Source organism: Pseudomonas sp. KCJK9058 (assembly GCF_046230975.1).
Classification (GTDB): domain Bacteria; phylum Pseudomonadota; class Gammaproteobacteria; order Pseudomonadales; family Pseudomonadaceae; genus Aquipseudomonas; species Aquipseudomonas alloputida.
The window spans coordinates 1-20,286 of the sequence record NZ_JBJJLR010000071.1; the positions used below are offsets into that span (position 1 = coordinate 1).

The window sequence follows — 20,286 nt, forward strand, 5'->3', positions numbered from 1 at the left end:
CGGCACGCCCTAACAGACACTGGCAGGAACACCCCATGACGGACGCCTTCGAACTCCCGCTCTCGCTGGTCCAGGCCCTGGCGCAACGCGCCGCGCAGACCCCGGACAGGATTGCCCTGCGCTTTCTCGCCGACACCCCCGGCGAGCAGGCCGTGCTCAGCTACCGGGACCTCGACCAGCGTGCACGCACCATCGCCGCTGCCTTGCAGGCGCGCGCCAGCTTCGGTGACCGTGCCGTGTTGCTGTTCCCTAGCGGGCCAGACTACGTGGCGGCGTTTTTTGGCTGCCTGTATGCGGGCGTGATCGCAGTGCCGGCTTATCCGCCGGAGTCCGCGCGGCAGCATCACCAGGTGCGTTTGCTGTCGATCATCGCCGATGCCGAGCCGCGCCTGCTGCTGACCGTGGCGGCACTGCACGACAACCTGAACGGCCTGGAGGCACTGGCGGCAGATAACGCGCCCGAGCTGCTTGCCGTGGATGGCCTGGACCCGTTGCTGGCCTCGAGCTGGCACGCGCCCGAGCTCCAACGCGATGACATCGCCTTCCTGCAGTACACCTCCGGCTCCACCGCGCTGCCCAAGGGGGTGCAGGTCAGCCATGGCAACCTGGTGGCCAACGAGCAGCTGATCCGCCAAGGCTTTGGCATCGACCTCAACCCCGACGACGTGATCGTCAGCTGGCTACCGCTGTACCATGACATGGGCCTGATCGGCGGCCTGCTGCAGCCAATCTTCAGTGGCGTGCCTTGCGTGCTGATGTCGCCGGGGTACTTCCTGGCCCGGCCATTGCGCTGGTTGCAGGCCATCAGCGAATACGGTGGCACCATCAGCGGCGGGCCCGACTTCGCTTATCGCCTGTGCAGCGAGCGGGTCAGCGAGGCTTCGCTGGCCGGGCTCGACCTGAGCCGCTGGCGCGTGGCCTATTCCGGCTCCGAGCCGATCCGCCAGGACAGCCTGGCCACCTTTGCCGACAAGTTCCAGGCCTGTGGCTTCGACCCGCAGAGCTTCTTCGCCAGTTATGGCCTGGCCGAAGCCACCCTGTTCGTTAGCGGCAGCCGTCGTGGCCAGGGTATCGCCGCGCTTGAGCTGGATGCCAAAGCCTTCGCCGCCAACCGCGCCGAACCCGGCACTGGCAGCGTGCTGATGAGTTGCGGCTTCCCGCAGCCGGGGCACGCGGTACGCATTGTCGAACCGCAACAGTTGCAAGTGCTGGGCGATAACCAGGTGGGGGAAATCTGGGCAGGCGGCCCGAGCATCGCCCGGGGCTACTGGCGCAACCCAGAAGCCAGCGCTCGAACCTTCGTCGAAATGGACGGCCAGACCTGGCTGCGTACCGGCGACCTGGGCTTCATGCGTGACGGCGAGGTGTTCGTTACCGGGCGCCTGAAAGACATGCTGATCGTGCGCGGACAGAACCTGTACCCGCAGGACTTGGAAAAAGCCCTCGAGCGTGAAGTCCAGGTGCTGCGCAAAGGCCGTGTGGCAGTGTTCGCCGTCGAGCACCAAGGCGAGGAGGGCATCGGTGTCGCGGTGGAGATCAGCCGCAACGTGCAAAAGGCACTCAAGCCCCAGGACCTGATCAATACCCTGCGCCAGGTCGTCGCCGACGCCTGCCGACAGGCCCCGGCCGTGGTCCTGCTGCTGAACCCCGGCGCGCTGCCGAAGACCTCCAGCGGCAAGTTGCAGCGCTCTGCCTGCCGGCTGCGCATGGACGATGGCAGCCTGGACTGCTATGCCCGTTTCCCTGAGGTGAGCGAAGCCGGTACCCGTGCAACCGCTGGCGATGACCTGCAAGCACGCATCGCCGCTGTGTGGCGCGACATCCTCAAGGTAGAGGCGGTGGCCGCGGACGACCACTTCCTGCTGCTGGGCGGTAACTCCATCGCCGCCACCCAGGCCACAGCGCGCCTGGCCGATGAGTTGGGTATCGACCTGAGCCTGCGTACCCTGTTCGAGGCGCCGGTACTGGCCGACTACAGCAAGGCCGTGGCACAGATCATCGCCGATGGCGCCGCAGCCACCGCAGCCATCACCACGCTGGCGCGCGCCCAGGCATTGCCCCAGTCGCTGGCGCAAAACCGCTTGTGGCTGCTGTGGCAGCTGGAACCGCAATCAGCGGCCTACAACATTCCTGCCGGCTTGCACCTGCGTGGCGAGCTGGATATCAACGCTCTGCACGGGGCCTTCCAGGCACTGGTGGCGCGCCATGAATCGCTGCGTACCGTGTTCAGCGAAGAGAATGGCCAGGCGCTGCAGCGTATCCTGCCGCAGCAGCCATTCAGCCTGCACCGCCTGGACCTTGAAGGGCACTCGCCCGAGCAGGTTGCCGCGCAGCGTGAAACCGAGGCTCGCCAGCCGTTCGACCTCACCCAGGGGCCGCTGCTGCGGGTAACCCTGGTGCGCCTGGGCGACGAAGAGCATCAGCTGTGGGTGACCCTGCACCACATCGTTGCCGATGGCTGGTCGCTGAACATCCTGCTCGAAGAGTTCGCCAAGCTGTATGCCGCTCGCTGCCAAGGCCTGGAGGCCAACCTGGCGCCGCTGCCCCTGGGTTACGCCGACTACGGCAGCTGGCAGCGGCAATGGCTGGCTGACGGTGAAGCCGAGCGCCAGTTGCAGTACTGGAAGGCACACCTTGGTGGTGAGCTGCCGGCGCTCGACCTTTGCACTGACCACCCGCGCGCCAGCCAGCGCGAACACAGCGCGGCGCGCTTCAGCCTCAAGGTGCCGACCAGGCTTGGCGAAGCGCTCAAGGGCCTTGCCCACCAGCAGCAGGCCAGCCTGTTCATGGTCCTGCTGGCAGGTTGGCAGGCGCTGCTGCAGCGCTACAGCGGCCAGGCCGATATCCGCGTCGGCGTGCCCAACGCCAACCGCCCGCGCCTGGAAACCCAAGGCATGGTCGGTTTCTTCATCAATACGCAGGTGCTGCGCGCGCAATTCGATGGCCGTCACTCGTTTACCCAATTGCTGACCCAGGTACGACAGGCCACGTTGCAAGCCCAGGCTAATCAGGACCTACCCTTCGAACAGCTTGTCGAAGCCCTGCCCGATGCGCGCGAGCAGGGCCTGTTCCAGGTCATGTTCAACCACCAGCAACGCGACCTGTCAGCCCTGCGGCGCCTGCCAGGGCTGTTGGCCGAAGAGCTGGCGTGGCACAGCCGCGAAGCCAAGTTCGACTTGCAGTTGCACAGTGAGGAGGACCATCTGGGCCGCCTGAGCCTGGCCTTCGACTACGCCGCGGAGCTGTTCGAAGCCAGCACCGTCGAACGTCTGGCCCATCACCTGCTGGCGCTGCTGGAACAGGTGTGTGCCACGCCGCAGCAGGCGCTGGGCGACGTGCAACTGCTGGATGAGCCCGGCCGTGCGCAGCTGCTGGGTTGGGGCCAGGCACCGGCCGCCGCAGCGCAGCACCTGTTGGTCGAACAACTCAATGAGCAGGCACGCCTGACGCCGCAGCGCACCGCCCTGGTTTGGGACGGGGGCAGCCTGGATTACGCCGGGCTGCACCAGCAAGCCAACCGCCTGGCCCACTACTTGCGCGACAAAGGCGTCGGCCCCGATACCTGTGTGGCCATTGCCATCGAGCGCTCACCGCAATTGCTGGTCGGCCTGCTAGCCATTCTCAAGGCTGGCGGTGCCTACGTGCCGCTGGATGTCGATTACCCTGCCGAACGCCTGGCCTACATGCTGGCCGACTGCGACGCCCGGTTGCTACTGAGCCACAGCAGCCTGCTGGGCAAGCTGCCGCAGGTCGACGGTGTCAGCGCCATTGCCCTCGACCAGTTGCACCTGGACAGCTGGCCCAGCCATGCCCCCGGCCTGCACCTGCACGGCGACAACCTGGCCTACGTTATCTATACCTCCGGCTCCACCGGGCAGCCCAAGGGCGTAGGCAATACCCATGCGGCGTTGGCCGAGCGCCTGCAGTGGATGCAGACGACCTATGCGCTGAATGACAGCGACGTGCTGATGCAGAAGGCGCCGATCAGTTTCGACGTCTCGGTGTGGGAATGCTTCTGGCCGCTGGTCACCGGCTGCAAGCTGGTGCTCGCCGGCCCTGGTGAACACCGCGACCCACAGCGTATCGCTGCCTTGGTGCAGGCTTATGGGGTGACTACGCTGCACTTTGTACCGCCGCTGTTGCAGGTGTTCGTCCAGGAGCCGCAGGCAGGTGCCTGCAGTAGCTTGCGCCGGGTGTTCTCGGGTGGCGAAGCGTTGTCCGCCGCGCTGCGTGACCGCTTGCTGCAGGTGCTGCCGCAGGTGCAGCTGCACAACCGGTACGGCCCAACCGAAACCGCCATCAACGTCACCCACTGGCGCTGCCAGGTGGCGGACGGCGAGCGCTCGCCCATCGGCCGCCCGCTGGGCAATGTGCTGTGCCGCGTGCTGGACGATGAGCTGGAACTGAGCGCCCCCGGTGTGCCGGGCGAGCTGTACCTCGGTGGCGCGGGCCTGGCCCGTGGTTACCTGGGCCGCCCCGGCCTCACTGCCGAGCGCTTCGTACCCCAGGCCGACGGTAATGGTCAGCGTCTGTACCGCAGTGGCGATCGCGCGCGCTGGCAGGTTCAGCTGGAGGCCTTGGAATACCTTGGCCGCCTCGACCAGCAGGTCAAGGTGCGTGGTTTCCGCGTCGAGCCCGAGGAAGTGCAGGCCTGCCTGCTGGCACAGGCGGGTGTGGAACAGGCGCTGGTGCTGATACACAAGGACGCCGTTGGCGCGCAACTGGTCGGCTATTACAGTGGCAGCGCTCAGCCTGCCGAGGTGCTGGCCGTGCTGGCTGAGCAATTGCCAGCCTACATGGTGCCGGCGCAACTCATCCCTTTGGCACAGATGCCACTGGGCCCCAGCGGCAAGGTCGACCGCAAGGCACTGCCTGCCCCAGTGTGGCAGCAGCGTGAGCATGTCGAGCCACGAACCGAGCTACAACAACAGGTCGCGGCCATCTGGCGCGACGTGTTGAATCTGCCGCGCATTGGCCTGCAGGACGACTTCTTCGCCCTCGGTGGCCACTCGTTGCTGGCGACTCAGATCGTTTCGCGCACCCGTCAGGCCTGCGATGTCGAGCTGCCGCTCAAGGCCCTGTTCGAAACCAGCGAGCTGGGCGCCTTCTGTGCCGAGATCGCCCGCCTGCGCGCGGCCGGCGAGCGCAATCTGCAAGGTGCAATCGCCCGTGTCGACCGCCGTCAGGCGGTGCCGCTGTCGTACTCGCAGCAGCGAATGTGGTTCCTCTGGCAGATGGAGCCGGACAGCCCGGCGTACAACGTCGGCGGCATGGCACGCCTGCGCGGCACCCTGCACGTGGACGCCTTCGAGCGTGCGCTGCAGGCGCTGATCGTGCGTCACGAAACCTTGCGCACCACGTTCCCCAGCATCGACGGCGTGCCGTACCAGTGCGTGGCCGAAGACAGCGGCCTGCATCTGGACTGGCAAGACTTCAGCGCTTTGTCAGACGATGCCTGCCAGCAACGTTTGCAACAACTGGCCGACGACCAGGCGCACCAGCCCTTCGACCTGGAGCGGGGGCCGCTGCTGCGCGCCTGCCTGGTCAAGGCCAACGAGCGCGAGCACTTCTTTGTGCTGACGCTGCACCACATCGTCACCGAGGGCTGGGCCATGGACATCTTCGCCCGCGAGCTGGGCGAGCTGTACGAAGCCTTTGTCGATGACCGCGAGTCGCCACTGGCGCCGCTGCCGGTGCAGTACCTGGACTACAGCGTGTGGCAACGGCAATGGCTGGAAAGCGGCGAGGGTGCTCGTCAACTGGCCTACTGGAAGCACCGCCTGGGCGACGAGCACCCGGTGCTGGCGTTGCCTGCCGACCGCCCGCGTCCGGCAGTCCAGAGCCACCGTGGCGAGCTGTACCGCTTCGAACTCGATCCGGCACTGGTGGCCCGCGTGCATGCTTTCAATAGCCAGCGCGGCCTGACCCTGTTCATGACCATGACCGCCACCCTGGCCGCCTTGCTGCACCGCTACAGTGGCCAGCGCGACCTGCGTATCGGCGCGCCGGTGGCCAACCGCATCCGTCCGGAAAGCGAAGGCCTGATCGGCGCTTTCCTCAACACCCAGGTGCTGCGCTGCGAGCTGGACGGCCAGATGACCGCCAGCGCGCTGCTGGAGCAGATTCGCCAGGCTGCCATCGAAGGTCAGTCGCACCAGGACCTGCCGTTCGACCAACTGGTAGAGGCCCTGCAGCCCCCACGCAGCAGTGCCTACAACCCGTTGTTCCAGGTGATGTGCAACGTGCAGCGCTGGGCCTTCCAGCAAAGCCGCACGCTGGCCGGCATGCAGGTGGATTACCTGGTCAACGATGCCAGCGCCACCAAGTTCGACCTGTACCTGGAGGTGACCGATCTGGACGGCCGGCTGGGCTGCTGCCTGACCTACAGCCGCGACCTGTTCGACGCGCCGCGTATCGCGCGCATGGCCGAGCACTGGCAACAACTGCTGGTCGGTTTGCTCGACAACCCGCAACACCGCCTGTGCGAACTGCCAATGCTGAGCAGTGCCGAGCAACAAGTGCTTACAGGCCAATTGCAGGGCGAACACGATTTCGACCTTGGCCAGACCCTCCACGGTCTGTTCGCCGCCCAGGCCGCGCGCACGCCACTGGCTGGCGCGTTGACCTTCGCCGGCCAGCACTTGACCTACGCCGAGCTCGACCAGCAGGCCAACCGCCTGGCGCGTGCCCTGCGCGAACGGGGTGTCGGCCCGCAGGTGCGCGTGGGCCTGGCGCTGGAGCGCTCGCTGGAAATGGTCGTCGGCCTGCTGGCCATCCTCAAGGCCGGCGGCGCCTATGTACCGCTCGATCCCGAGTACCCGCTCGACCGCCTGCGCTACATGATCGAAGACAGTCGCATCGGCTTGCTGCTCAGCCAGCGTGCGCTGCTGCACACCCTGGGCGAGCTGCCTGAAGGCGTGGCCAGCTGGAGCCTGGAAGACGATGCCGCCAGCCTGGCGGCCTACAGCGATGCGCCGCTGGACAACCTCAGCCTGCCGCAGCACCAGGCTTACCTGATCTACACCTCAGGCTCTACCGGCAAACCCAAGGGCGTGGTAGTCAGCCATGGCGAGTTCGCCATGCACTGCCAGGCGGTGATCGCTGCATTCGGCATGCGCAGCGATGACTGCGAGCTGCATTTCTATTCGATCAATTTCGACGCTGCCAGTGAGCGCCTGTGGGTGCCGCTGTTGTGTGGCGCGCGCGTGGTATTGCGCGCCCAGGGGCAGTGGGGCGCCGAGGACATCTGCCAGTTGGTGCGCGAGCAGCAGGTGAGCATTCTGGGCTTTACCCCCAGCTACGGCAGCCAGCTGGCGCAGTACCTGGGCGGGCGGGGCGAACAATTGCCGGTACGCCTGGTGATTACCGGGGGCGAGGCGCTGACCGGCGAGCACCTGCAGCGTATCCGCCAGGCCTTTGCGCCGCAGCAGTTCTTCAATGCGTACGGCCCGACCGAAACCGTGGTTATGCCGCTGGCGTGCCTGGCCCCAGAGGCCTTGCCAGCAGACCTTGGCAGCGTACCGATCGGCCGCGTCATCGGTAGCCGTACGGCCTACATCCTCGACGAGGATCTGGCCTTGTTGCCGCAAGGCGGCATTGGCGAATTGTATGTCGGCGGCGCCGGCCTGGCCCAGGGTTACCACGACCGGCCAGGCCTCACTGCCGAGCGCTTTGTCGCCGACCCGTTCAGTGCCGATGGCGGGCGCCTGTACCGTACCGGCGACCTGGTACGCCTGGGTACCGATGGCCTGGTGGAGTATGTTGGCCGTGCTGATCAGCAGGTAAAGATCCGCGGCTTCCGCATCGAACTGGGCGAAATCGAGAGCCGCCTGCAAGCGCACGAGGAAGTCGACGAGGCCGTCGTGCTGGCGCTGGACTTGCCGGGCGGCAAGCAGCTGGTGGGCTATCTGGTGTGCAGGCAGGCCACCGCCGGTAGCGACGCGCAACAACTGCTGCGCGAAGCGGTGAAAGCCGATGCCCGCCAGCACCTGCCCGATTACATGGTGCCTGCGCACCTGGTGCTGCTCGACAGCCTGCCGCTGATGGGCAACGGCAAGCTCGACCGCCGTGCGCTGCCATTGCCGGACCTTGAGCAGGCGCGCCAGCAATATCAGGCCCCTGGCAGTGAGGTGGAAGCACAGCTGGCGCAGATCTGGCGCGATGTGCTCAACGTTGCCCGGGTCGGCGTGCAGGACAACTTCTTCGAGCTGGGGGGCGACTCGATCCTGTCGATTCAGGTGGTCAGCCGCGCCCGGCAGGCCGGCTTGCAATTCACCCCGCGCGACCTGTTCCAGCATCAGACCATCCAGACCCTGGCAGCTGTGGTTCAGCTCAGCGAAGCCGTGAGCACGGTGGAGCAGGGGCTGCGCCAGGGCCAGGCCGGGTTGACGCCGATCCAGCACTGGTTCTTCGACAGTGACGTGCCACAGCCGCAACACTGGAACCAGGCCGTGCTGCTGGAGGTACGCCAACCCTTGGTTGAGGCCACCCTTGAACAGGCATTGGCTGCGCTGGTGCAGCACCATGACAGCCTGCGCCTGCGCTTCAGCGACGCCCAGGGCCGCTGGCAGGCTCAGTACGTGCAGCCTGGCGCCGAGCAACTGCTGTGGAGCGCCACTGTCGCCGATTTCAATGATTGTCAGGCACTCTACACTGACGTGCAGCGCAGCCTGGACCTGCAACAGGGGCCGCTGCTGCGCGCCTTGCTGGTGCGTGACGGGCAGGGCACTCAGCGGTTGCTGTTGGCGATTCATCACCTGGTGGTTGATGGCGTGTCCTGGCGGGTGCTGCTGGAAGACCTGCAGGCGCTTTACCGTGGCCAGCCTCTGCCGGCCAAGACCCACGCCGTCGGCGACTGGGCCGCGCGCCTGGCCAGCTACGCCGGCAGCGATTCGCTGCGTGACGAACTGGCCTGGTGGCAAGGCCAGCTGGGCGGTGTGCGTCGCGAATTGCCGTGCGACCATCCGCAGGGCGGCAATTTGCATCGCCACGCTCAAACCCTGGCCATCGGCCTGGACGTGGAGCAAACCCGGCAGCTGTTGCAACTGGCCCCGGCGGCTTACCACACCCAGGTCAACGACCTGCTGTTGACTGCACTGGCGCGGGCCTTGTGCCGCTGGAGCGGCGATGAAGAAGTGCTGGTGCAGCTCGAAGGCCATGGCCGTGACGGGTTGTTCGAAGACATGGACCTGACCCGCAGCGTCGGCTGGTTCACCAATGCCTACCCACTGAGCCTGCGTCCGCTGCCAGGTGAAGACGACGCGGCGCGGGCCGGTTCGATCAAGCGCATCAAGGAACAACTGCGCCATGTACCGCACAAGGGCCTGGGCTACGGTGTACTGCGCTACCTGGCGGATGCCGCCGGGCGCGAGCAGATGGCGGCCTTGCCGCAGGCGCGCATCACCTTCAACTACCTGGGCCAGTTCGACCAGCAGTTCGACAGTACAACCTTGTTCCAGCCCCTGGAGGCCCCGGCCGGGTTGGCGCATGACCTCGATGCGCCGTTGCCCAACTGGTTGAGCGTCGATGGCCAGGTGTATGGCGGTGCTCTGCAACTGCGCTGGACCTTCAGCGCCGAGCGCTACGACCAGCAGACCATCGCGGGTCTGGCTGAGGCCTATCGTCAGGAGCTGCTGGCGCTGGTCGCGCATTGCCTGGCCGATGGCAATGGCAGCTTCACCCCATCGGACTTCCCGCTGGCGCACCTGACTCAGGAGCAGATCGACGCATTGCCGGTCCCGGCCGCGCAGATCGAGGACGTTTACCCGCTGACGCCGATGCAGGAAGGCATGCTGCTGCACACCCTGCTGGAGCCGGGCACTGGCCTGTACTACATGCAGGACCGCTACCGCATCAACAGCGCCCTCGACCCTGAGCGTTTCGCCCAGGCCTGGCAGGCGGTGGTGGCGCGCCACGAAGCGTTGCGCGCATCGTTCAGCTGGAACAGCGGCGAGGCGATGCTGCAGATCATCCACAAGCCGGGCAACCTGGCGGTGGACTACCAGGACTGGCGCGGCCTTGCCGACGATGCCCAGGAGCAGCGCCTGCAGGCCCTGCACAAGCAGGAGCGCGAGGACGGCTTTGCCTTGCTCAGCGAGGCACCGTTCCACCTGCGCCTGGTGCGCGTGGCCGATGAACGCTACTGGTTCATGATGAGCAACCACCACATCCTTATCGATGCCTGGTGCCGCTCGCTGTTGATGAACGATTTCTTCGAGGTCTACCAGGCCCTTGGCGAAGGCCGTCAGGCCCAACTGCCGGTGCCGCCGCGTTACCGCGATTACATCGGTTGGCTGCAACGCCAGGGCCTGGACGATGCACGCGCCTGGTGGCAGGCCAACCTGGCCGGCTTCGAACGTGCCACAGCCATCCCTAGCGACCGCCCGCTGCGGCATGACCACGCCGGTAGCGGCATGGTCGTCGGCGACTGCTACACCCGCCTGGAGGTGAGTGATGGTGTGCGTCTGCGTGAACTGGCCCAGGCTCATCAGCTCACCGTCAACACCTTCGCCCAGGCGGCCTGGGCCTTGGTGTTGGCGCGTTACAGCGGCGACCGCGATGTGGCCTTTGGCGTGACCGTGGCCGGTCGCCCGGTGAGCATGCCGCAGATGCAGCGCACCGTCGGCCTGTTCATCAACAGCGTGGCCTTGCGCGTGCAGTTGCCCATCGCTGGCGAGCGCTGCAGCGTACGCCAGTGGCTGCAGGGCCTGCTGCAAAGCAACATGGAACTGCGCGAGTACGAATACCTGCCGCTGGTGGCGATCCAGGCGTGCAGCGAGCTGCCCAAGGGCCAGCCGCTGTTCGACAGCCTGTTCGTGTTCGAGAATGCGCCGGTTGAAACCGCCGTGCTCGATCACGCCCAGCACCTGAACGCCAGCTCCGACTCGGGCCGTACCCACACCAACTTCCCGCTGACGGCGGTGTGTTACCCGGGTGATGACCTGGGCCTGCACCTGTCGTTTGACCAGCGCTACTTCGACTACCCGACCGTCGAGCGCCTGCTGGCCGAGTTCAAGCGCCTGCTGCTGGCGCTGGTACAAGGTTTTGAAGGGGAGGTGAGCGAGCTACCGCTGCTGAGCGCCCAGGAGCAAGGCTTCCTGCTGGAGGACTGCAACCGGACCGAGCGGGTTTATCCGCTGGAACAGAGCTACATCGCACAGTTCGAAGCGCAGGTCGTGGCGCATCCACAGCGTACCGTGGCCCGCTGCCTGGAGGCATCCTATGATTACGCCGGGCTGAACCTGGCGGCCAACCGCCTGGGCCATGCGCTGGTGGTTGCCGGGGTCTGCGTGGACCAGCCAGTGGCACTGCTTGCCGAGCGTGGTTTGCCGCTGCTGGGCATGATCGTTGGCAGCTTCAAGGCCGGCGCCGGCTACCTGCCGCTGGACCCGGGCCTGCCGGCGGCGCGCCTGCAAAGCATCATCCAGCTCAGCCGCACGCCAGTGCTGGTGTGCAGCGCGGCCTGCGCCGAGCAGGGGCGGCAGTTGCTCGGTGAGCTGGAAACTGCGCTGCGGCCGCGACTGCTGGTCTGGGAAGACATCCAGGCCAACCCGATCGCAAGCCACAACCCGGGCATCCACAGTGGCCCGGACAACCTCGCCTACGTGATCTACACCTCAGGCTCGACCGGCCTGCCGAAAGGGGTGATGGTCGAGCAGCGCGGCATGCTCAACAACCAGCTGAGCAAGGTGCCTTACCTGGCGCTGAGCGAGCAGGACGTGATTGCCCAGACCGCCTCGCAAAGCTTCGACATCTCGGTCTGGCAGTTCCTGGCTGCGCCACTGTTCGGCGCCAAGGTTGAGATCGTGCCTAATGCCATCGCCCACGACCCGCAAGGCCTGCTGGCGCACGTGCAGGCCACCGGCATCACCGTGCTGGAGAGCGTGCCGTCCCTGATCCAGGGCATGCTGGCCAGCGACCACCAGGCCCTCGACGGCCTGCGCTGGATGCTGCCGACCGGCGAGGCCATGCCACCGGAGCTGGCGGCGCAGTGGCTGCAGCGTTACCCGCAGATCGGCCTGGTCAATGCCTATGGCCCGGCGGAGTGCTCGGATGACGTGGCGTTCTTCCGCGTCGATGCCGCCTCGACCCAAGGCAGCTACCTGCCAATCGGCACGCCCACCGATAACAACCGGTTGTACTTGTTCGGCGAGGACCAGGCGCTGGTGCCGCTGGGTGCGGTGGGCGAGCTGTGCGTGGCTGGTACGGGTGTAGGCCGTGGCTACGTCGGTGACCCGGTGCGCACGGCGCTGGCGTTTATCCCTCACCCTTACGGGGCGCCGGGCGAACGCCTGTACCGCACTGGCGACCTGGCGCGGCAACGCCCGGACGGTGTGCTGGAGTACGTCGGGCGCATCGACCATCAGGTGAAGATTCGCGGCTATCGCATCGAGCTGGGCGAAATCGAGGCCCGGCTGCATGAGCAGGCGGAAATTCGCGATGCTGCCGTGGCGGTGCAGGAGGGTGTGAACGGCAAGCATCTGGTTGGCTACCTGGTGGCGCACCAAGGCGTCAGTGCCGATGCCGCGTTGCTGGAGCAGGTCAAGCAACGACTGCGTGCCGAGTTGCCGGAGTACATGGTGCCGTTGCATTGGAGCTGGTTCGACAGCTTGCCGCACAACGCCAACGGCAAGCTCGACCGCAAGGCCCTGCCAGCCATCGACATCGGCGGCCAGTACAGTCAGGCCTATCAGGCGCCACGCAATGAATTGGAGGACGTGTTGGCGGGTATTTGGGCCGATGTGCTCAAAGCCGAGCGGGTGGGGGTGCACGACAACTTCTTCGAGCTGGGCGGGCATTCGTTGTTGGCCACGCAGATCGCTTCGCGGGTGCAGAAGCAGCTACAGCTGAACGTGCCGCTGCGGGCGATGTTCGAGTGCAGCACGGTGGAGGCGTTGGCCGAGTATGTCCAGGGGCTGCAGGGCAGTGCGCTGGATGATGACAAGATCGACCGGCTCAGTGACCTGATGGCGGAACTGGAGGGGCTGTGATGGGCAGGGGCGCTTGGCGCCCCTTTCACATGGTCAAAGTACCTGAGGAAGTCGCATAATACGCTTGCTGGATATGGCTGAACCCAAGTCTATTTCAGCCCGGGTCAGACGGCCTATGCTGACTTGATGCGGGAAGCCTTGACAGACCAGTGTTACCCATTAAACGAATGCCCCAAAAACTTTTAAAATGGCGCCTCATAAGGTCGAGGCCGCACTATCGGTCCAACACGCGCCTCCCGGACGATAAATAAGTCATATGCCGATTCCCGAATAACAATTTGCATGTTTTCATAAGGTTGCATGGCGGCATGCGAAAAGTCGAAATGCTTCCCAGGTGTGAGGCGGGCCATATTTGGGGTGTATACATTATACGATTGTCTTTTGTTGCCGGAACCGAGCATCGGCCACGACGAATCCACTGCAACATAAAATCCACGCCCAAGCTCCTGAGGCTCCCCTCTTGGGTTTATAAATTTCGGATCAAGCGCTCTCAGTAAGCTCTTTTTATTAGTGGTTGAAGAACTGTGAACACCTATACGGTCCCACCCAGGTGGAATTTCATCAACGGATGGGCTGGCTGCTAGCGAACGGGTCGAGCCAAACTCATGTCGTTTTCCCCAAGTTATTCTATGGTTAGTGATATTTTCATTAAGCTCCTGAATGTTTATTTGAGATCTTGACAGGTTTTTGTTTATGTTTGGATATTTGGTTCGCAGTCTTACAATGTTCCAGGATTGCGTTGGGGTTCGCCCATCTGGATCAGATAAATTTATCGGGTCGCACAGGCAATAACAGTATGGGTTAAGACCTCCAGATCCGAAAGGACTCACAGCATCTGGAGAAGTGAAGCGCATCAAGACTGGGTTAAAAAATCGATAGCCAGCGCCCAGTGCATAATTATAAGTTACTGGGTCAGATCGCTCCCCATTAAATCCAGTAGCAGTCATCTGCATTGGCGCAGGGGGGCAATAACCATATGGCGAATAGGCAATAGCGTGGGTCATGCTGTTCTTCTTGAATATGTGCGTGGCAGTCGATATGGCGATATTCTCCAGGCTTGACACTCTGCTTTAAGTGTTGCATTTCAGAGTGGTAATAAAAACTAGCAAAAATGATAGGTTCAATAATTGCGCGATGCTCAAGTGTGGCGCGCTGGATGGCACAGGCTTCGCCCGTACTCGCGGATAAACCAGAGAGACTGATACGTCGGTACCCGCTGAAGTGCCTATTCATCTGATCATGGATACTATGACACACACAAGACCGACAAAGTCAGGGCCTGGCTTGCAGCGCGTCCACGCTACAAACATCCACTTCACGCCCACTTGGGCCTCTTGGCTGAATTTGTTCGAGCGCTTTTTCTCAACGTTGAGCGAGAAGTGGACCAAGCGACAGGCACATGTCAGCGTCAAAGATCTGGAAGTTTCGATTGAGTACTACCTGGAAACGTACAGCCAGAACCCGAAGCCATTCCGATGGCACAAGAAAGCAGAGGACATTCTCGCCTCAGTCGCTCGTGCGGCACGAGCGCTCGAGCCATGATTTTTTCGGTGGTACTTCTGAAACATCACACTAGATCGAGGCATTGATAAAGGCTTCATCCAGCGATTTGGCGTGGTGGCGTTCCATGAACTGTCCACCACTGTCAAATGCTTCCAGTCGTTTGTTTGCGAGCATATAAAAGCGCTGGCAGTTTTTCGTGATTTCCTCTGTGTAATGAGAAGATATCAGCACGCTCGCACCTTCCGCGCACGCGCTTTTTATACCGAGCCATATATAATGTCGAAATTCAGGGTCTACGCCAGCCGTTGGCTCGTCGAGAATGATCAAGTCACTGTTTAAAAGCAACAAGGTCAGCGTGAAGTAGCTACGAATTTCACCGTAGCTGCAATTGGCGGCCTTTTTCTTGGCGATTTCCGCATATCGCCTGGACAGTGATGGGGACCATTTGGCTAGTTTCGAGAGAATCTCTGTGTGATCTGGGGAAGCGTTGGGGGTTAGGCTGGTGATAAGCTTGCCCGCTTCGTTCATACGCAGTAATGGGGGCGGTGTAAGGATTTGGGTCAAATAGGCCTGACGCCTGGATAAATTGGAAATGGCACCTTTTGTCGGCTTCTTTATTTTACAGATGAGGTCGAAAAGGGTTGTCTTTCCGGCTCCGTTGTTGCCCAGAATACCGACCAGTTCCCCCGCTTTTATAGTGAGTTCAATGTCGTTCAGCAGCGGGTTTCCGGTGTATCCGAAGTGAAGGTTGTTTATAGTTAAAATGTCCATCAGTATCGGCTCCATATGGGTTGAATTCTGAAATACCTTCCAGTCAGGTATGTCGAGGCTGCAGAGGCCGAAAGTGCAATCAGAAAACTGTTGAGAAGGGGCATTTCGCCATGGAAGATCTGCGCGCTTAAAAAGAGCGGGTTGATCAGCGTTAGCGCCTGCGAAGCATCGTGCCCCATTGTGGCGCCGTTGTATCCGGAGACCAGCATGAGAAATGACATGAGCGAAAAAAGGGTGCTGGCCGTGCTGAATTTTATCGGCAGCGCAGCGATCCCCAGGCCGATACAGGTGAACATGAGGTAACTGGTGTAAAAGCATGCCATCAGATAGAGGAATTCAGGGAGTGAGTAGTGACCTCGCAAGGGTTTGGTCAAGAGGTAAAATAGTGTGGCGTACAGTGAGCTCAATAATAAATAGCTGAGTGTATGGGCCGTCAGGAATAGCTTGATTGCACCGTGTTGGTAGATGAAGGACCGCGTGAAGCCACTTTCCCTTCTGCCGATGAGGTAGAAGCTGAATCCAAAGAACGCGAGGGTGGCAGAGATGTATGAGTAGAACCAGGCGGCTGAAGCGGTATAGGTCGAGGCTGCATGCGTTGGCTGGGTGATGATGAAGAGTATGCAAGGGGCCAGCGCTGACCAAAGAAGCGATGTGGGCTCCCTCAAGTGCTCAGTGGTCAAGATTTTTGTGATTGTCGTGATTTTTTTTGCGCTGCGGATACAGTGGTTTGGATTCATGAGTAGACCATTTTGGTGTCATGGTTGCGTGTTATTTGATTTCGCAGTGAGTGTCGAAGCCAATGCCATGAGGCTAATGCCATATTGATTTTTCATGAGTGTCTCCTGGTTTTTGGCGTGGTCTGAAATGTATGGGTATGGAGGTTTAGGCGTTCGGCTGTTTCAAGTCAATCTTTCGGTGGGGATGGCGTGGTTGGACGTGATATTGGAGTGTTCGGTTTAAAGCTATTTTTGTGGGAAAATTCTTCAGAAGGGTCTTACTTAAAACTGATAATGTTTTTTGGGGTTTATTTTTTCTTCTAATTGTGTAAGAAATTTCTGTTTTTAATGCTCGAACGCTCTGTTGTGAGCGCCCGAGTGTTCTTTGTTGTGCGTGTGTGTGGGATTTGAGTAAGGGAAGCAAGCAGACGATGTTTAACGACAGGGGGTGCCGAATAATTGTTGCTAGATTTGTTGAGTGGCAGATTGAAATCTGCGCGGGGTAGATTTGCCGGGCCGGGAGATTTACTGCTTGCGAAAGAACGGCCTGCGTCCAATCACCAATGTGTCTCCACCCCCGATCAGCGTAGGAGCGGGTTTACCCGCGAATACGGTGGCGGCGTCAACGGTGAACGCCTGGTGGAAATTGGCCAGCAGGTCCGGCCCTTTCGCGGGTAAACCCGCTCCTACGCCCGACCGCGCAGGCCTTGCGATCACATGCCTGGCGCAAAATCCAGCCGTTAGCGCGAGCCCCGTAGGAGCGGGTTCACCCGCGAACACCGGCGTAGCCGGTGCCATGCCCCGCGTCACCTGCTTCGTAGCGCTCGATCTGTGCCCCACCACATGCACTAGCGCTTGCCCAGAATCTTCCCAAGCATCTCCGGCCGTGGTGCCCCTTGCTGGCTTTGCAGGTTGCCTTGCTCATCCTGATAGAAAATGGCCGGGGTCGCCTGCAACCCCATCTCTTCCATCAACGCCATGTTCGCCGCCAGCTTCTGTTGCACAGCCTCTGGCACCTGTTCCAGCGCCTTCAGGGTGCTGGCCTTGCCGGCCTTCTCGTGCTGTTGCAGTGCCTTGGACGGGTCTTTCGCCGCCAGCAGCGCCGCCGACTTGCCCGGGCTGTCCTCACGGATGATGCCGACCATGATATGGCGCAACTGCACCTTGCCCGACTCTACCCACGGCCGCGCCTGTTCCCAGAACATGTTGCAGTACGGACAGTTCGGGTCGCTGAACAGGTACACCTTGCGCGGCGCGTCGGCCTTGCCGTCGGCGATCCACGCGGTCTTTTCCATTTTCGCCCAGATTTCCTTGCTCATCGGCGCGTATACCAGCTTTTGCAGCGGCTCGGCGCTCAGGTCCTTGCCCTGCTCGTCGAACAGGCTGCCGACCAGCACGTGCTTGCCGTCGGGGGTCAGGTACAGGGCCAGGGCGTTGTTCTGGTACTCGGCGGCATAACCGCGCAGGCCGTTGGGCGCATCGAAGCTGCCCTTGATCACGGCCCCTTTGGCTTGCAGTTGCTGAACCGCCTTGGGCAGTTCTTCGGCCTGCAGGGCAGGGGCGGCCAGCAGGGCCAGGGACAGGGGCAGCAGTGCAGTCAATCGCATGTCAGTTTCCTTGTGCGGCAGGGGCGGGCGCAAGGGCCCGGTCGAAAGGTTCCAGGGCGTGGCGCAGGCTGGCCCGGGACAGCTCGCCCAGGTGGCTGCCAACCAGCCGCCCGTTGGCGTCGTAGAACAGGGTGGTGGGCAAGGCCATGGAGCCGACGCGCTGGGCCAGCAGGCCGGTGCCGTCGAACAGCACGTGGGTCAGGCTCAGGCCGGTGGTGGCGAGGAAGGTGCTGACGTTTTCCGGGGTTTCGCCCTGGTTGACGAACAGGAAGGTCACGTGCGGGTAATCGCTTTGTGCCTGTTGCAGCACGGGCATCTCACGCCGACACGGTGGGCACCAGGTGGCCCAGATGTTGATGACCAGCGGCTTGCCGCGGTAGCTGTGCAATGCCACGGCCTGGCCGCCGGCGTTGCGCAGGCTCAGGTCGGGCAACTCGGTGCCTTTGCTGTACAGGTGGCCGCCGAGGCTGGCCAGACCCCAGAACAGTGCGCCGCTGAACAGCGCCCAGCCTAGCGGGCGGCGCAGGCCGGGGTGGCGCCAGCCCTGCCACAGGGCTCCGAGCACGATGCCGGCAAGGCCCGACCAGAACAGGAAGCCGCCATCGCGAATGTCGATGATTTGCAGCGGGTCGTCCCGGTACATCGGCCAGTAGGCCAGCACGAAGCCGGCGCGGGCACACAGCAGGCCGATCAGGAACAGGTTGAACAGCGCCGATTCCGGGCTCTCGCCGCCACGTCGGGCGACCCACCAGCCGACCACGCTGGCGATCACCAGGGCGGTGAGCATCAGCAGATGGTTGAGGGCCATGGTCAGTGGCCCGAGTGTTACGGTCAGCATCAGCCTTGGCTCCTGGTCTGGCCCCAGTGTTGCTGGAACGCTGCTGCGTCCACCTCACCGGTGATGCGCCGCGCGCGGCGTTCTTCACCTTCCGGGCCGATCCAGATGATGCTGGGCGGGCCGGGTACCTGGTAGCGCTGCAGCAGGGCTTTGCTGGCCGGGCTGTCGGCGGTCACGTCCAGGCGCAGCAGGTGCACGCCGGCCAGGCCGGTCTGCACGTCGCTGCGGGCGAACACCTGTTTTTCCATGACTTTGCACGACACACACCAGTCGGCATAGTAGTCGAGCATCACCCACTGGCCGCGGGCCTTGGCCGCGTCCAGCTCACGTTGCAGGTCCTCGGGGCGGCTGACGGTGACGAAGCTGTCCTCGGCATGCTGGCCAGCGGCCGCTGTGCTGCCACCCCCGGCGAACGGGCGTAGTGGCTGCCAGAGGTCGTCGCCGCCTGCTGCCGCACCGACCAGCAACAGGCCGCCCCACAGCGCGCCCAACAGCGGTACGGCGCGCAACGCCGGCAGCCGCTGCAGGGCTGGCCAGGCAGCCCAGGCCAAGGCGATCAGCCAGGCGCCGCTCAGTGCCAGCAGCAAGGTAGCAGGCAGTAGGCTGCGCACGGTGTACAGCGCCATGGCCAGGAACACGAAACCGAACACCCCCTTGACCCGGTTCATCCACGCACCCGGGCGCGGCAGATAACGGTTGCCCAGGGTTACCAGCAACAGCAGCGGCACGCCCATGCCTAGGCCGAGGCTGAACAGCACCAGCGCGCCTTGCAGCACGTCGCCGCTCTGCGCGATGTACAGCAGCGCACCGGCCAACGGCGCAGTCATGCACGGGCCGAGTAACAGGCCGGACAACGCCCCGAGCAATGCCGCGCCATACAGGTTGCCGCCACGGGTACCTTGCCCGGCGCGGTCCAGGCGGTCGCGCAGGGCGGCAGGCAGTTGCAGTTCGAAGGCGCCGAACATCGGCAGTGCCAGCAGCACGAACAGCCCCGCCAGGCTGCCCAGCAGCCAGGGTTGCTGCAGCCAGGCCTGCAGGCTGGCACCCAGCAGGGCAGCAACCACCCCCAGCCCGGCGTACACCAGGGCCATGCTCAGCACATAGACCCCGGCCAGCAGCCAGCCGCGCCGGGCACTGGCGCCATTGCCTAGCACCAGCCCGGCAAGGATCGGCAGCATCGGCAGCGAGCAGGGGGTGAAGGCCAGCAGCAGGCCAAGGCCGAAGAACGCCAGCAGGCTCCAGGCCAGGTGGCCTTGTTGCAGGCCGCTGGCCAGGGCCTGGTCGCTGGCTTGCTCGGCGGCCGGCGTTACGCTGCCACCCAAGTCGATCGAGGTGGTTTGCGGCGGGTAGCACAGGCCGGCGTCGGCGCAGCCCTGCCAGCCCAGGCGCAACTGACCCTGGGCGTTGGCAGGCAATAGCAGTTCAAGCTGGTCGCGGTACACCGCGCTGTCGCCGAAGAACTCGTCGTGATGGTTGAGTGCCGGTGGCAGTTGCGGGTGCTGCTCGGTGGGCAGGCCATCGAACTTCAGGCGCTTCTGGTACAGGTAGTAGCCCGGCTTGATCTGGAAGTACAGGCGCATCTGGCCGTCGGCCTGGCGGTCGTGGGTGAGCACGAAGGCTTGGTCAACCGGCAGGAAGTCTGGTTTCACATCGAACGGGTTGGCTTGCAACGGGCCGGCCAGTAGGAGTGTGAGGAAGAGCAGGAGAACGCGCATGTCTTCGCCTTGGCAGATCTGGGAATGGGGCCATGCTGGCTGGGGTTGATTAAATGAAGGTTAACGCGGGTGTTGGGGGTGGGGTGGTCAGGAGTAGTAAGAGTTTGGTTCTGGATTTGCAGGGTCTTCGTTGTTGGATTTTCGAGG

General features: G+C 63.2%; 8 protein-coding genes. 2 read left to right on the forward strand and 6 right to left on the reverse strand.

All coding sequences use genetic code 11. The features are described from left to right. Positions 1–35: 35 nt before the first annotated feature. On the forward strand, positions 36–12,989 hold the full coding sequence (locus ACK59Z_RS24275) for a non-ribosomal peptide synthetase (protein WP_409293841.1): 12,954 nt from the start codon (positions 36–38) through the stop codon (positions 12,987–12,989). 182 nt (positions 12,990–13,171) lie between these two features. On the opposite strand, the gene ACK59Z_RS24280 is transcribed toward ACK59Z_RS24275, so the two are convergent. After that, positions 13,172–13,993 (reverse strand): RHS repeat-associated core domain-containing protein, encoded by an 822-nt coding sequence (locus ACK59Z_RS24280; RefSeq protein ID WP_409293843.1) that lies wholly within the window; start codon positions 13,991–13,993, stop codon positions 13,172–13,174. A gap of 217 nt (positions 13,994–14,210) precedes the next feature. On the opposite strand from ACK59Z_RS24280, the gene ACK59Z_RS24285 reads away from it, so the two are divergent. After that, positions 14,211–14,531, forward strand: a complete 321-nt coding sequence (locus tag ACK59Z_RS24285) for a transposase (protein ID WP_409293845.1) — start codon at positions 14,211–14,213, stop codon at positions 14,529–14,531. Between the two features lie 30 nt (positions 14,532–14,561). Here ACK59Z_RS24285 and ACK59Z_RS24290 read toward each other — a convergent pair whose 3' ends face one another. The 5 genes from ACK59Z_RS24290 to dsbD all read right to left on the reverse strand — a co-directional run bounded on the left by ACK59Z_RS24290 (position 14,562) and on the right by dsbD (position 20,139). Then, a complete protein-coding gene (locus ACK59Z_RS24290) occupies positions 14,562–15,263 on the reverse strand; it encodes an ATP-binding cassette domain-containing protein (protein ID WP_409293847.1) in 702 nt (233 codons plus the stop codon). Next, positions 15,263–16,000: a hypothetical protein gene (locus ACK59Z_RS24295; protein ID WP_230064990.1), complete on the reverse strand. Its 738-nt coding sequence runs from the start codon at positions 15,998–16,000 to the stop codon at positions 15,263–15,265. The genes ACK59Z_RS24290 and ACK59Z_RS24295 overlap by 1 nt, the downstream gene beginning before the upstream one ends. An 827-nt stretch (positions 16,001–16,827) precedes the next feature. Next, positions 16,828–17,586 (reverse strand): thiol:disulfide interchange protein DsbG, encoded by a 759-nt coding sequence (dsbG, locus tag ACK59Z_RS24300; protein WP_003254270.1) that lies wholly within the window; start codon positions 17,584–17,586, stop codon positions 16,828–16,830. A gap of 1 nt (position 17,587) precedes the next feature. Next, the gene (locus tag ACK59Z_RS24305; protein ID WP_230064992.1) at positions 17,588–18,424 is read right to left on the reverse strand and encodes a TlpA disulfide reductase family protein; all 837 of its coding nucleotides are present in this window, start codon (positions 18,422–18,424) and stop codon (positions 17,588–17,590) included. Then, entirely contained in the window at positions 18,424–20,139 is a 1,716-nt protein-coding gene (gene dsbD, locus ACK59Z_RS24310) for a protein-disulfide reductase DsbD (protein ID WP_230064993.1), read from the reverse strand. Before dsbD ends, ACK59Z_RS24305 begins: the two co-directional genes overlap by 1 nt. Between the last annotated feature and the right edge of the window lie 147 nt (positions 20,140–20,286).

Bases quoted from the DNA above. Each gene is read 5' to 3' on its own strand.
- ACK59Z_RS24280 (WP_409293843.1), bottom strand. From the start codon at position 13,993: ATGACCCACGCTATTGCCTATTCGCCATATGGTTATTGCCCCCCTGCG.
- ACK59Z_RS24290 (WP_409293847.1), bottom strand. From the start codon at position 15,263: ATGGACATTTTAACTATAAACAACCTTCACTTCGGATACACCGGAAAC.
- ACK59Z_RS24295 (WP_230064990.1), bottom strand. From the start codon at position 16,000: ATGAATCCAAACCACTGTATCCGCAGCGCAAAAAAAATCACGACAATC.
- dsbD (WP_230064993.1), bottom strand. From the start codon at position 20,139: ATGCGCGTTCTCCTGCTCTTCCTCACACTCCTACTGGCCGGCCCGTTG.
- dsbG (WP_003254270.1), bottom strand. From the start codon at position 17,586: ATGCGATTGACTGCACTGCTGCCCCTGTCCCTGGCCCTGCTGGCCGCC.
- ACK59Z_RS24275 (WP_409293841.1), top strand. From the start codon at position 36: ATGACGGACGCCTTCGAACTCCCGCTCTCGCTGGTCCAGGCCCTGGCG.
- ACK59Z_RS24305 (WP_230064992.1), bottom strand. From the start codon at position 18,424: ATGCTGACCGTAACACTCGGGCCACTGACCATGGCCCTCAACCATCTG.